Below are 13,677 nucleotides of genomic sequence, written 5' to 3' on the forward strand. Positions count from 1 at the left end.
ATACGTCAGGTCACAGACTTTATCGTAACCATTCGGCGCAAAAGGTCAACAAAGGTCGATGCGCGAAAAAGAAAGGCAGAATAGAACCATGAGTGATGTCGTCATTGCAGGATATGTCCGATCCCCGTTCCACCCCGCGCATCGCGGCGCGCTGGCCAAGGTTCGTCCTGACGACCTGGCGGCGAACACCATCAAGGGTCTGATCGAACGCACCGGCGTCAACGCCGAGGATATCGAGGACGTGCTGATGGGCTGCGCCTTCCCCGAAGGCGAACAGGGCTTCAACATCGCGCGCCTCGTGGTGCTGCTGGCCGACCTGCCTCTCAGCATCGGCGGCATGACCATGAACCGCTTCTGCGGGTCTTCCATGAGCGCGGTGCACTATGCCGCAGGCCAGATCGCGATGGGCGCTGGCGAAGTGTTCATCGCGGCAGGCGTCGAATCGATGAGCCGCGTGCCGATGACCGGTTTCAACCCGATGCCGAACCCCGAACTCGCCAAGCGCAGCGCCGCCTACATCGGCATGGGCGACACGGCTGAGAACGTGGCCAAGAAGTACGAACTGTCGCGCGAATCGCAGGAAGCCTTCGCCCTCACCAGCCAGAAGAAGGCTGGCGAAGCCGTGCAAAAGGGCTCCTTCAAGGACGAGATTGTCCCCTACACCCTGCCCGATGGCACCGTGATCGACGTGGACGGAACGCCCCGCCCCGATACCACCGCCGAAGGTCTGGCTGGCCTCAAGCTCTCGTTTGACGAGAATGGCACCGTGACCGCAGGCACCGCCTCCCCCCTCACCGATGGCTCTGCCGCCGTGCTGGTGTGCAGCGCGGACTATGCCGCAAAGAACGGGCTGAAGGTGATGGCGAAGATCAAGTCGATGGCCATTTCCGGCTGCGCGCCCGAACTGATGGGTCTGGGCCCGGTGGAATCGTCCAAGAAGGCCCTGTCCCGCGCGGGTCTGACCATGGACGACATCGACATCGTCGAACTCAACGAAGCCTTCTCCAGCCAGTCGCTCGCCTGCATCGGCGACCTCGGCATCAAGGAAGAGCGCATCAATCTCGATGGCGGCGCGATTGCCATCGGCCACCCGCTGGGTGCCACCGGTGCGCGCATCGTCGGCAAGGCGGCCAGCCTGCTGCAGCGTGAAGGCAAGAAATACGCCCTTTCCACCCAGTGCATCGGTGGCGGACAGGGCATCGCGACTATCCTGGAGACCGCATAATGGCTGACGCAACCATCAAGAAAGTCTGCGTGATCGGCGCCGGCACGATGGGTGCCGGTATTGCCGCCCAGATCGCCAACGCCGGCGTGCCCGTGCTGCTGCTGGATATCGTCCCCAAGGACGGCGACAACCGCAACGCGATTGCCGAGGGCGCGGTCAAGAAAATGCTCAAGACCGACCCGGCCCCGTTCATGGGCAAGCGTCCGGCCAAGCTGGTGGAAACCGGCAATATCGAGGACGACCTTGGTAAGGTTGCCGAGTGCGACTGGGTGGTGGAAGCCATCATCGAACGGCTCGACATCAAGCAGGACCTTTACGCCAAGCTGGAAGAGGTGCGGAAAGACGGCACGGCCGTTTCCTCGAACACGTCCACCATCCCGCTGGAGCAGCTGACCGATGGCCGGTCGGATGCGTTCAAGCGCGATTTCCTGATCACCCACTTCTTCAATCCGCCGCGCTACATGCGTTTGATCGAGCTGGTGGCAGGCCCCAAGACCAATCCCGATACACTGGAAATGGTCCGCGAATTCGTGGACCGGAAGCTGGGCAAGACTCCGGTCGATGCCGAGGACAGCCCCGGCTTCATCGCCAACCGCATCGGCACCTTCTGGATTCAGCAGGCGGTGAACTCCGCCTTCGACATGGGCATGACGGTGGAGGAAGTGGACGAGATCGGCGGCAAGCCGATGGGCGTTCCCAAGACCGGCATCTTCGGCCTCATCGACCTCATCGGCATCGACCTGATGCCGCACCTGATGAAGTCGCTTACCAGCACCCTGCCAAAGGACGACTGGTACCAGAAGATCGCCCGCAGCGAGCCGCTGATCGAGGAAATGATCGAGAGCGGCTACACCGGGCGCAAGGGCAAGGGCGGATTCTACACCCTGGAAAAGGGCGAAGACGGCAAGCGCACGAAGATGGCCAAGGACCTGAAGTCCGGCGAATATCGCGCCGCGGCGCGTCCCGGTCTGGTGCGAGGCTCTGCCGCCAAGGGCGATCTCGGCAAGCTGATTTCGATGAAGGGCAAGGTCGGCGACTACGCCTGGGCCGTGCTCGGCCCGACGCTGTCCTATGCCGCCAGCATCGTTCCCGAAGCGACCGCCACCGTGGTGGGCGTGGATGACGCGATGAAGCTGGGCTATAACTGGAAGTTCGGCCCGTTCGAGATGATCGACAAGATCGGCGCGGCCAAGCTGGTCGAACGCCTCGAGGCGGACGACCTTCCGGTGCCCGAAATCCTGAAGATAGCGGGCGACCGCAGCTTCTACCGCGTCGAGAACGGCAAGCGCCAGTACCTCGGCACCGATGGCGAATATCACGACATCGTGCGCCCCGACGGCGTGTTGCTGCTGGAGGACATCAAGCTGTCCAGCGAGCCGATCATGGCCAATGGCTCTGCCGCCCTGTGGGACATCGGCGATGGCGTTGTCGCGCTGGAATTCACCGGCAAGATGAACGCGCTGGACGAGCAGGTGATGAAGCTGATCCAGAAGGCCATCCCGGTGGTGAAGAAGGATTACAAGGCTTTCGTCGTCTACAACGAAGGCTCCAACTTCTCCGCAGGGGCCAACCTCGGCCTCGCCATGTTCGCGATGAATATCGCGGCGTGGAGCGAAGTGGAAAAGCTCGTGAAGGGCGGACAAGATGCCTACAAGGCACTGAAGTATGCCCCCTTCCCCGTCGTCTCGGCTCCGGCCGGCATGGCGCTGGGCGGTGGCTGCGAGATCTGCCTCAATTCCGATGCCATCCAGGCCCATGCCGAGACCTATATCGGCCTCGTCGAATGCGGCGTGGGCATCATTCCCGGCTGGGGCGGCTGCGGCGAATTCATCTCCCGCTGGAAGGACAATCCGCGCCATCCCGCTGGCCCGATGCCTGCCGTGTCGAAGGCGTTCGAGACCATTTCCACCGCCACGGTTGCGAAGTCCGCTGCCGAGGCGAAGGAACTGGGCTTCCTGCGCCGCGACGACGGCATCACCATGAACCGCGATCGCCTGCTGTACGACGCAAAGCAGCGCGCACTCGCCATGGTCGATGGCTATGAAGCCCCCGAAAAGCCCGAGTACCGCCTGCCTGGCCCCAGCGGCAAGGCCGCGCTGGAACTGGCTGTCGAGAGCTTCCACAAGCAGGGCAAGGCCACCGACCACGACGTGACCGTGGCGGGCGAGCTTGCCTATGTGCTTACCGGAGGCGATACCGATATCACCCAGGTGGTGACCGAGGCCGAGATGCTGAAACTGGAACGGGAAGCGTTCATGCGCCTCGTTCGAAATCCGAAGTCGCAGGCGCGGGTCGAGCACATGCTCGAAACCGGCAAGCCGCTTCGCAATTGATCAGAGAGGATTTGTCCAATGCAGGTCTATGAAGCCCCCATCAAGGACATGCTGTTCAACCTTAACGAGCTGCATGAAGACGACGGTTTCGGCAATCTCGAAGGGTTCGAGGATTTCGACGAGGACGTGACTGCCGCAATCCTGGAAGAAGCGAACAAGTTCTGCCGCGATGTGCTGCTGCCGATCAACTGGCCCGGCGACCAGGAAGGCTGCCGGATCGAGAACGGCGTCGTTCGCACGCCCAAGGGTTTCCAGGAAGCCTACAAGCAGTTCTGCGAGGCCGGCTGGGCGAGCCTCGGCGTCTCGCAGGAATGGGGCGGCCAGGGTGCCCCGCACTCCATCGGCAAGATGGTGGAGGAAATGACCTGTTCCGCCAACCTGTCGTTCGGCCTCTATCCCGGCCTGACGGGCGGCGCGATGGTGGCGCTGGAAGCCTACGGCAGCGACGAGCTGAAGAACTTCTACATGCCCCGCATGGCCAGCGGCGAATGGAGCGGCACCATGTGCCTTACCGAACCGCATTGCGGCACGGACCTTGGCATGCTGCGCACGAAGGCAGTGCCGCAGGACGACGGCAGCTTCCTCGTCACCGGCAACAAGATCTTCATCAGCGCGGGAGACCATGACCTGGCGGACAACATCGTCCACCTGGTGCTGGCGAAGCTGCCCGATGCACCTCCGGGCGTGAAGGGTATCTCGCTGTTCCTGGTGCCCAAGTTCCTGCCGAACGAAGACGGCACGCTGGGCAACCACAACAATGCCAAGCCCACCGCCATCGAGCACAAGATGGGCCTGAAGGCATCGGCCACTTGCCAGATGACCTTCGAGGATTCGAAGGGATGGCTGGTCGGCAAGCCGCATCGCGGGCTGGAAGCCATGTTCGCCATGATGAACACCGAACGCGTGGCCGTGGGCATTCAGGGTCTGGGCGTGGGCGAGATCGCCTACCAGTCGGCTGTCTACTACGCGAAGGACCGCTTGCAGGGCCGCTCCCTGTCGGGCGTGAAGAACCCTGACGGTCCCGCCGATCCGATCATCGTCCACCCGGACGTGCGGCGGATGCTGATGACGATGCGCGCCTACAACGAAGGCAGCCGTGCGGTTTCCGCATGGGTCAGCCGCGCGCTGGATGCAGAGCACGCTTCCCCCGAACCCGAAGCGCGCGCCCGCGCCAAGGATTTCGTGGCGCTGATGACGCCGGTGGTGAAGGCGCTCTTCACCGACCTCGGCCACGAGACCGCGCACCTTGCGGTGCAGGTCTACGGCGGCCACGGCTACATCCAGGAAACGGGTGTGGAACAGTTCGCCCGCGACGCCCGCATTGCGCAGATCTACGAAGGCACCAACGGCATTCAGGCGCTCGACCTGGTCGGCCGCAAGCTGCCCGATCGCATGGGCCGCAATTTGCGCAGCTTCTTCCACCCCGTCTCGCAATATATCGAGGACAACGCGGGCGACGAGAAGATCGGCAAGATGATCGCAGGGCTTCAGCAGGCCTTTGGCGCATTGCAGATGTCCACCGGGCACATCGCGCAGAAGGGCCTGAAGGATCCGGAGGAAGCGGCTGCCGCTGCCACCGATTACCTGCGCCTGCTGGGCTTCGTTGCCATGGGTTACTGCTTCGCCAAGTCGGCGCAGATCGCCCACAGGCGACTGGAAGAAGGCGCCGATGACAAGCCGTTCTACGAGGCGAAGATCATCACCGCGCGTTACTTCTTCGATCGCCTGTTGCCGCCGGTCATGGCGCAGATGATGGCCATCACCAGCGGCAAGGCCAGCATGATGGACATGCCGGAGGACGCATTCTGATGCGCCGCGCCGCCAACCCGGCGCTCGATAGCTTCGCTGGTGGGCTGAAAGTGCCCGCCATCGTTGCGCCCATGTTTCTCGTTTCCGGGCCGGACCTCATCGTGGAAAGCTGCAAGGCAGGGCTTTGCGGCACTTTCCCGGCGCTGAACCAGCGCACGACCGAAGGCTTCGAGGACTGGCTCTACGAGATCGAGGAGCGGCTGGGCGACGGCGGCGCGCCTTACGGAGTGAACCTGATCGTCCACGGCTCCAACCCGCGGGTCGAGGCCGATCTGGAGGTGTGCATCAAGCACAAGGTGCCGCTGATCATCACCTCGCTCGGCGCGGTGCCTGATCTCGTCAAGGCGGTGCATTCCTACGGCGGCCTTGTGTTTCACGACGTGATCCAGCGACGCCATGCGGAAAAGGCGGCGGAGGCCGGTGTCGACGGCATCATCGCCGTGGCGGCTGGTGCCGGTGGCCATGCAGGCACGTTCAGCCCCTTCGCCCTCACCAGCGAAATCCGTGAATTCTGGGACGGGGCGCTGATCCTGTCGGGCTCGATGAGTCACGGCGGCCATATCGCTGCGGCGCAGATGATGGGTTGCGATTTCGCCTACTTCGGCAGCCACTTCATCGCGGCAGAGGAAAGCATGGCACCGCAGGACCAGAAGGACATGATGATCGGCGCTTCGGCGAAGGACATCACTTACACCAACAAGGTGACGGGCGTGGGCGCGAACTTCCTGACGCCCAGCCTGGAGGCGGCGACCCTGCACGATGCGCCGGGCGAAATGTCGCTGAACGAGGAAGCCAAGGCCTGGAAGACCATCTGGTCTGCCGGACACGGTACCGGCGCGGTGCGCGATGTTCGGCCGACGAAGGCAATTTGCGAGCAATTGATCGCGGAATACGAAGCGGCAAAGGCGAATTTCTGCCAGTGAGATTTTCTGGATCGATTGGCACAGGCAGCCCGCAAGGACGTTGTAGCTGCTGAATGCCAGCCGATTTCGCCAGCCCTGCCCCTCGCATAAACGCCATCGCAACGGCAGTGCCGGATTGCGATGTACACGAGCGTTACACCGAATGGGCAGCGTCGCAACTGGACGACGAACGAAAGGCAAAGCTGTTTCGCCGCATGGAATCGCGCGGCGGCATCTCGCATCGCTACTCGGTCCTCACCGGCGGCGACGCGGCGATGGATTTCGGCAGCTTCTACAAGCGCGGCGACGAACCGGGCACGCGTGCCCGGATGGAACGCTATGCCGCCCACGCGCCCGATCTTGCCATGCAAGCCATCGCGGGCCTGCCGTCCACCGAGGGCATCACCCACATCGTGATCGCCAGCTGCACCGGCTTCCTGGCGCCGGGGCTGGACCAGATCATTGCCCGGCGACTCGGTCTGTCCACCGGGGTGGAGCGCGTTTCCATCGGCTTCATGGGCTGCTACGCCGGCGTCACCCTGCTGCGCACAGCGGCGCATATCGTGCGCTCGGATCCATGGGCTAGGGCGCTAGCAGTTTCGGTGGAACTTTGCTCCCTGCATCTCCAGCAATCGGACAATATCGAAAGTCTGCTCGCCATGGGCCAGTTCGCCGATGGCGCGGCAGCCGTGATCGTGAGCGCGCAAGGCGAAGGCCTCGGGCTGGGCAAAGGCTTGTCGCTCGCGCTGGAGGAATCTGACGAGCTGATTACCTGGACCATCGGCGACAGCGGCTTCGTGATGCACCTCTCTGGCGAAGTGCCCGGCAAGCTGGCCGAGGCGCTGGACGACGCTTCCGTTTGCAACGCCATCATGGGCGATGATCCGCCTGTCGCTTGGGCAGTTCATCCGGGCGGGCGCTCCGTTCTCGATGCGGTCGAGCGCGGCCTCTCCCTGGACCCTGCCGCCCTTTCTGCGTCCCGCTCCGTTCTCGACACTTTCGGCAACATGTCGTCTGCTACCGTGCTGTTCGTGCTCGAAAAACTGGCGCCGGACAAACCCGAAACAGGCATAGCACTCGCCTTCGGCCCCGGCCTCGCAATGGAGGGCCTGCGGTTCGGTTGGGTAACAGGCGATGCTTGAGGAACGGCTGGAAACAGAGGAACTGATGGACGACCCGGCCCTGCCGGAAGCGGTCTATCGCCAGGTCCTCGCCGATCTCGCACAGGTCAACCGAATGACGATGGCCTACCGCCCTACCCTCGATTTCCTTGGCAAGGCACTAGCGAAAAAGGAGAGTTTTACTCTCCTCGACGTCGGATTCGGACAAGGAGACATGCTGCGCGAGATCGCTCACTGGGCGGACAAGCGCGGCATCAAGGCGAGGCTCGTCGGCGTCGATCTCAACCCCCGCAGCGAGGCAGCGGCCCGCGCTGCTACCGATCCCGGCCTGCCGATCACCTACCTCACCGGCGACTATGCCGACCTGACGAGCGAGAAGTGGGACTTCATCGTCTCCAGCTTGGTGGCCCACCACATGAGCCGCGAGGAGCTCGTGCTGTTCCTGCAGGTGATGGAAAACGAGGCGCGGCGCGGCTGGTTCGTGAACGACTTGCACCGTCATGGCTTCAGCTATCTCGGCTACCCGCTGCTCGCCCAGCTTGCCGGGTGGCACCGCATCGTGCGCATGGACGGACAGACCTCGATTGCACGATCCTTCCGCCGTGACGAGTGGCTTGCGCTGCTGGAAGAGGCCGGGATCACTTCCGCGCAAGTCACGCGCAAGTTTCCCTTTCGACTGTGCGTCTCGCGGCTCCGCTGATCCTGGGTGCAGGCCCCGCGGGGTGCGCGGCCGCGATTGAACTCGCGCGCGCCGGTGCCTCTCCGGTCCTCATCGATCGCAGCGAGTCAGTGGGCGACCCCTTGTGCGGCGGTTTCATGAGTTGGCGCACACTTGCGCAACTGGAGACGCTGGGCGTCGATCCACTAACCCTGGGTGGCCACACGGTCGATCATCTCAAGCTCTTTACAGGCGACCGCGTAGCGCAGACGCCCCTCCCCCACACCGCGCTCGGCCTGTCCCGCCACGCTCTGGATACCGCGCTGCGCAAGGCCGCGCTTGAGGCAGGCGCGAAGCTGGAAATCGACACGATCCGCGCAGTCGTGCCGGGTCTCGCAACCGGGCAATCGCAGGAATGGCAGGCCGAGACGATATTCCTCGCCAGCGGCAAGCACGATGTTCGAGAACAAGCCCGCCCTCGCACGGCGGGCGACCCCGCTCTCGGCCTGCGCATTCGTCTCCCGGCGTCCTCCCAGCGCCGCTCCCTGATCGGCTCGGCCATCGAACTGCACCTGTTTCGCGGCGGCTATGCGGGAATCGTCCTTCAGGAAGGAGGCTCTGCCAACATCTGCCTTGCGCTTCGCAAATCCGCGCTTGCCGCTGCCGGGGGCGATCCGCGGCGCCTGCTGGAGAAGGTCGCCGAAAGGAATGGACACTTTGCCGACCGCCTGGGCAGCGACTGGCATTCCGCGAAGATCGAGACTATCGGCGCCGTGCCCTATGGCTGGATTGCCGAGGACACGCCGCACGGTTTTTTCCGTCTGGGAGACCAGGCCGCGGTCATCCCGTCCCTTGCAGGCGAAGGCATGTCCATCGCCCTCGCCAGCGGCACTATGGCCGCACGTTACTGGCTGCAAGGCGGCGCTGAGGCTGCCCCCGCCTACCAGCGCGCCTTTGCCGCGCGGGCTTTTCCTCCGGTACAACTGGCGAAAGCCGCCCGCAGTCTGGCCGAAACACGGTTTGGCCACCTTGCCGCACCTGCCCTGGCCCGTTTGGCGCCCGGCTTTCTACCTCGTCTCGCGGAACACTGCAGGATCGATGCTCCCAATCCAGTCTAGCCCCCTCCGGCTTGCACGAAGGCGCGTCCCTGCTAAGAGGCCCGCAAACGAATACGAACTCCACGAAACAGACAGGACACCCCATGGCGAAGATTCAGGTCAAGAACCCCATTGTCGAGATCGACGGCGACGAGATGACGAAGATCATCTGGCAGTGGATCCGCGAACGACTGATCCTGCCCTACCTCGACGTGGACCTGAAGTACTACGATCTCTCGGTCGAGAAGCGTGACGAGACCGACGACCAGATCACCGTCGATGCCGCCAACGCCATCAAGCAGTACGGCGTGGGCGTGAAGTGCGCCACCATCACGCCGGACGAAGCGCGCGTCGAGGAATTCAACCTCAAGCAGATGTGGCGTTCGCCCAACGGCACGATCCGCAACATCCTTGGCGGCACGATCTTCCGTGAGCCCATCGTGATCGACAACGTGCCACGCCTCGTGCCCGGCTGGACCGATCCCATCGTGGTCGGCCGTCACGCCTTCGGTGACCAGTACCGCGCCACCGACACGCTGATCCCCGGCAAGGGCACCCTGCGCATGGTGTTCGAAGGCGAGGACGGCCAGAACATCGACCTGGAAGTTCACCAGTTCGACCAGCCCGGCGTGGCGATGACGATGTACAACCACGACGAGTCCATCCGCGACTTCGCGCGTGCCAGCTTCAACTACGGCCTCGACCGTGGCTGGCCGGTGTACCTGTCGACCAAGAATACCATCATGAAAAAGTACGATGGCCGCTTCAAGGACCTGTTCCAGGAAGTGTTCGACACCGAAGGCTTCGACAAGAAGTTCGAGGAAGCGGGCATCACCTACGAACACCGCCTGATCGACGACATGGTTGCCGCCGCGCTCAAGTGGAACGGCAAGTTCGTCTGGGCCTGCAAGAATTACGACGGCGACGTGCAGTCGGACGTGGTGGCACAGGGCTTCGGCTCGCTCGGCCTGATGACCAGCGTCCTGATGACGCCCGACGGCAAGACCGTGGAAGCCGAAGCCGCGCACGGCACCGTCACGCGTCACTATCGCCAGCACCAACAGGGCAAGGCCACCAGCACCAACCCGATCGCCTCGATCTTCGCATGGACGCGCGGCCTGATGTATCGCGGCCGCTTCGACAACACGCCTGATGTGGTCGCCTTCGCGGAATCGCTGGAAAAGGTCTGCATCAAGTGCGTCGAGGATGGCAAGATGACGAAGGACCTCGCGCTGCTCATCGGCCCCGGCCAGAACTGGATGACGACCGAGCAGTTCTTCGAAGCCATCGTCGAAGGCCTCGAAGCCGAGATGAAGAAGCAGGGGCTGGCGTAAGCCACAAGGCCTTACGTCGATGACCAAGGCCCGCCTCGAAGTCCGCCAGGCGAAGATCGGCGATATTCGCAATATCGCCGCTCTCGCCAAGCGGGTATACGAAGACTTTGTCCCATACACGCAGAGCGAAATTCGCGGGCAGTTGAACAACTACCGCGAAGGCTGCTTCGTCGCCTTCCTCGACGATGAGCTGATCGGCTATTGCGCCTCGATCCGCATCGGCGGGGACAAGGCGCTGCGCCCGCACGGATGGGACGAGATCACCGGCAAGGGCTACGGCAGCCGCCACGATCCCAACGGGGACTGGCTCTATGGCTACGAGCTCTGCGTCGATCCAAAGACGCGCGGCACCCGGATAGGGCGGCGCCTCTACGAAGAACGCCGCAAGCTGGCCGAGCGGCTGGAACTGAAAGGCATCGTCTTCGGCGGGCGGATGCCGAACCTCTCGCGCCAGTGGCGCAAGGTGGACGGGCCGCAGGATTACCTCGACAAGGTCATCTCCGGCAAGATCCACGATCCGGTGGTGCGCTTCCAGCTTGCCAACGGGTTCGAGCCAATCGGCATCCTCAAGAACTACCTGCCCGAGGACAAGCGCAGCCGCGCTTTCGCCACCCACATGGTGTGGCGCAATCCCTTCGTGGATCAGGAGGCAAGCCCCAAGGCCCGTGTGCCGCGCGGGGTGGAGAACGTGCGCGTCGCCACCTGCCAGTTGCAGGCCCGCGCGGTGGCCGACTTCGACGAGTTCATGCGCCAGGTGCGCTATTTCGTCGACGTGGCAGCGGATTACGAAGCGGACTTCATCCTCTTCCCCGAGATGTTCACGCTGATGCTGCTGAGCGCGGAGGAAAAGGAACTTTCCCCTCTGGAAAGCATCGAACGCCTTTCCGAATACACCCCGCGCATTCGCGAGGCGCTGTCGGAGATGGCGCTGCGGTTCAACATCAACATCATCGGCGGTTCACACCCCACGCGGATGGAGGACGGTGATATTCACAATGTCGCCATGGTGTGCCTGCGCGATGGCTCGATTCACGAGCAGGAAAAGATCCACCCCACGCCCAACGAGGCGTACTGGTGGAACATCCACGGCGGCGACAGCGTGGACGTGATCCAGACCGACTGTGGCCCCGTGGGCGTACTGATCTGCTACGACAGCGAATTTCCCGAACTCGCCCGACGCCTGGCGGACGAAGGCGCGCGGATCATCTTCGTGCCGTTCTGCACGGACTCGCGGCAGGGCTACATGCGCGTACGCTACTGCGCCGCTGCCCGCGCGATTGAGAACCAGGTCTATGTCGTGATGAGCGGCAACGTGGGCAACCTGCCCAACGTCGCCAACATGGATATCCAGTACGCACAAAGCTGCATCCTGACGCCCTGCGACTTTCCCTTCGCCCGCGACGGTATCGCGGCGGAAGCGAGCGAGAACGTCGAAACGCTGACCATCAGCGACGTGAACCTGGCGGATCTCGCCTGGGCCCGCGCCGAGGGCACGGTGCGCAATTTGGCAGACCGCCGCTTCGACCTCTATCGCATCGAGTGGGAGCAGAAAGGCTCCGGCGGCGACGCCACCGACATCAGCGGCCCGCCCCCGACGCGGCAGCATGGGCCGGGTGGGGGCTAGCCGCTCCCATAAACGTCAAAACGCCTTACACGGTCTGCGCGCCGCCCTCCGCCGCTCCTGCCGTTACCTTGCTCACCAACCAGATCGCCAGCCAAGAGGCGGCAAATCCCGGAATAATCTCGTAGACGCCCGGCCCGCCGAGGAACTCGCTGTTCCAGCCAAGGGCGATCCACGCCATCACCACGCCTGCGCCGACTACCAGGCCGGCGACGGCGCCCGCACCGGTCATGCGCTTCCACGTCAGCGACAGGATGATCAGAGGACCGAAGGCAGCACCGAAGCCTGCCCAGGCATTGGCCACCAGCGCCAGAACACCGCTTTCGGGATCGCTGGCGATCAGGATCGCGGCCACGGCCACCAACGCCGTGCTGATACGGCCTACGGTCACGGCTTCGCTCTCGCTGGCGTCCTTCTTCAGAAACAGGCGGTAGAAGTCCTCGGTCAGCGAACTGGAGCTGACCAGCAGCTGCGAGGAAATCGTCGACATGATGGCGGCCAGCAGCGCGGCCAGCAGGAAGCCGGTGACGAACGGGTGGAACAGCGTGTTGGCGAGCAGGATGAAGATCGTCTCCGAGTTCTCCAGCGTCAGCCCGTTCATTTCCACGTGCGCGCGGCCCGCAAGGCCGACACCCAGGGCACCAATCAACGCAATGAACATCCATCCAAGGCCGATGTTGCGGGCGGACTTCACCCCGCCCTCGCGGATGGCCATGAACCGCACGATGATATGCGGCTGCCCGAAATAACCGAGGCCCCAGGCGATGGCCGAGAGGAAGCCGATGACGGAAAGCCCGCCGAACCAGCTCAGGAAGTTCGGATCGACTTCGCGCAGGACATCCGCAGTCGTCCCCCACCCGTCGCCGAACAGCACCACCAGCGGCATCACCACCAGCGCCACAACCATGATGCAGCCTTGCACGAAGTCGGTCAGGCTGACCGCCAGAAAGCCGCCGACCATAGTATAGGCCAGCACCACCAGCGCGGTGAGCAGAACGCCGGCCATATAGGGGCTGAAGCCCATGACCGGCGCATCGATAAAGGTGCTCTCGAACAGGAGTCCACCGCCGACGAGGCCCGCTGCGGAATAGACCGCGAAGAACACCACGATGATAATCGCCGAGGTCACCCGCAGGGCCACGGCCTTGTCAGGGAAACGGTTGGCGAGGAATTCGGGAATGGTCAACGCATTGCCGTACTGGACGGTCTGCTTGCGCAAACGCGGCGCAACCACGATCCAGTTGACCACGGCCCCCAGGAAGAGACCTATACCGATCCACGCTTCGACAAGCCCGGAGAGATACAGCGCACCGGGCAGTCCCAGCAACAACCAGCCCGACATGTCGGAGGCCCCGGCGGAGAGCGCGGCGACAGCCGGAGGCAGGTCGCGTCCGCCCAGGAGATAGCCTTCACTGTCCTCCGTCGAGCGTTTCCAGGCATAAAGCCCGATGCCGAGCATCAGGATGAAATAGAGTGCGAGTGCAATCAGTGTAGGTGTCTGCATGGGATGCATGCATACAGAACGCGCGAGGCTTGTCACCCGCTGCGGCCAACTTTGTCATAGCTTTTCGAGACAG

At 63.4% G+C, this 13,677-nt stretch carries 10 protein-coding genes; 9 read left to right on the forward strand and 1 reads right to left on the reverse strand.

Annotated features, from left to right (window positions below; translation table 11 throughout):
• Window positions 1–88: 88 nt before the first annotated feature.
• The 9 genes from ABFX23_RS05840 (at window position 89) to ABFX23_RS05880 (ending at window position 12,103) form a co-directional block, all read left to right on the forward strand.
• Window positions 89–1,225, forward strand: a complete 1,137-nt coding sequence (locus tag ABFX23_RS05840) for a thiolase family protein (RefSeq protein ID WP_346032160.1) — start codon at window positions 89–91, stop codon at window positions 1,223–1,225.
• Window positions 1,225–3,558: a 3-hydroxyacyl-CoA dehydrogenase/enoyl-CoA hydratase family protein gene (locus tag ABFX23_RS05845; RefSeq protein WP_346032161.1), complete on the forward strand. Its 2,334-nt coding sequence runs from the start codon at window positions 1,225–1,227 to the stop codon at window positions 3,556–3,558. The genes ABFX23_RS05840 and ABFX23_RS05845 overlap by 1 nt, the downstream gene beginning before the upstream one ends.
• Before the next feature lie 18 nt (window positions 3,559–3,576).
• Window positions 3,577–5,367 (forward strand): acyl-CoA dehydrogenase C-terminal domain-containing protein, encoded by a 1,791-nt coding sequence (locus ABFX23_RS05850; RefSeq protein WP_346032162.1) that lies wholly within the window; start codon window positions 3,577–3,579, stop codon window positions 5,365–5,367.
• Window positions 5,367–6,290 carry an NAD(P)H-dependent flavin oxidoreductase gene (locus ABFX23_RS05855; RefSeq protein ID WP_346032163.1) on the forward strand — a complete coding sequence of 308 codons (924 nt, stop codon included), beginning with the start codon at window positions 5,367–5,369 and terminating at the stop codon, window positions 6,288–6,290. The genes ABFX23_RS05850 and ABFX23_RS05855 overlap by 1 nt, the downstream gene beginning before the upstream one ends.
• Window positions 6,291–6,343: 53 nt before the next feature.
• Window positions 6,344–7,411, forward strand: coding sequence for a type III polyketide synthase (locus ABFX23_RS05860; protein WP_346032164.1), 1,068 nt, complete (start codon window positions 6,344–6,346; stop codon window positions 7,409–7,411).
• Entirely contained in the window at window positions 7,404–8,090 is a 687-nt protein-coding gene (locus tag ABFX23_RS05865; RefSeq protein WP_346032165.1) for a methyltransferase domain-containing protein, read from the forward strand. Before ABFX23_RS05860 ends, ABFX23_RS05865 begins: the two co-directional genes overlap by 8 nt.
• Window positions 8,069–9,166 carry an NAD(P)/FAD-dependent oxidoreductase gene (locus ABFX23_RS05870; RefSeq protein ID WP_346032166.1) on the forward strand — a complete coding sequence of 366 codons (1,098 nt, stop codon included), beginning with the start codon at window positions 8,069–8,071 and terminating at the stop codon, window positions 9,164–9,166. The genes ABFX23_RS05865 and ABFX23_RS05870 overlap by 22 nt, the downstream gene beginning before the upstream one ends.
• Before the next feature lie 83 nt (window positions 9,167–9,249).
• Window positions 9,250–10,479 carry an NADP-dependent isocitrate dehydrogenase gene (locus ABFX23_RS05875; RefSeq protein ID WP_346032167.1) on the forward strand — a complete coding sequence of 410 codons (1,230 nt, stop codon included), beginning with the start codon at window positions 9,250–9,252 and terminating at the stop codon, window positions 10,477–10,479.
• 19 nt (window positions 10,480–10,498) lie between these two features.
• Complete coding sequence (locus tag ABFX23_RS05880; protein WP_346032168.1) at window positions 10,499–12,103, forward strand: GNAT family N-acetyltransferase; 1,605 nt, start codon at window positions 10,499–10,501, stop codon at window positions 12,101–12,103.
• A gap of 25 nt (window positions 12,104–12,128) precedes the next feature.
• Here the strand turns inward: ABFX23_RS05880 and putP are convergent, their stop codons facing one another.
• Window positions 12,129–13,604, reverse strand: coding sequence for a sodium/proline symporter PutP (gene putP, locus ABFX23_RS05885; protein ID WP_346032169.1), 1,476 nt, complete (start codon window positions 13,602–13,604; stop codon window positions 12,129–12,131).
• Window positions 13,605–13,677 lie beyond the last annotated feature (73 nt).

The organism is Erythrobacter westpacificensis (assembly GCF_039542285.1).
Classification (GTDB): Bacteria; Pseudomonadota; Alphaproteobacteria; order Sphingomonadales; family Sphingomonadaceae; genus Alteraurantiacibacter; species Alteraurantiacibacter westpacificensis.

Coding starts and splice junctions, on each gene's coding strand:
- putP (WP_346032169.1), bottom strand. CDS start 13,604: ATGCAGACACCTACACTGATTGCACTCGCACTCTATTTCATCCTGATG.
- ABFX23_RS05855 (WP_346032163.1), top strand. CDS start 5,367: ATGCGCCGCGCCGCCAACCCGGCGCTCGATAGCTTCGCTGGTGGGCTG.
- ABFX23_RS05880 (WP_346032168.1), top strand. CDS start 10,499: ATGACCAAGGCCCGCCTCGAAGTCCGCCAGGCGAAGATCGGCGATATT.
- ABFX23_RS05865 (WP_346032165.1), top strand. CDS start 7,404: ATGCTTGAGGAACGGCTGGAAACAGAGGAACTGATGGACGACCCGGCC.
- ABFX23_RS05860 (WP_346032164.1), top strand. CDS start 6,344: ATGCCAGCCGATTTCGCCAGCCCTGCCCCTCGCATAAACGCCATCGCA.
- ABFX23_RS05840 (WP_346032160.1), top strand. CDS start 89: ATGAGTGATGTCGTCATTGCAGGATATGTCCGATCCCCGTTCCACCCC.
- ABFX23_RS05875 (WP_346032167.1), top strand. CDS start 9,250: ATGGCGAAGATTCAGGTCAAGAACCCCATTGTCGAGATCGACGGCGAC.
- ABFX23_RS05850 (WP_346032162.1), top strand. CDS start 3,577: ATGCAGGTCTATGAAGCCCCCATCAAGGACATGCTGTTCAACCTTAAC.
- ABFX23_RS05845 (WP_346032161.1), top strand. CDS start 1,225: ATGGCTGACGCAACCATCAAGAAAGTCTGCGTGATCGGCGCCGGCACG.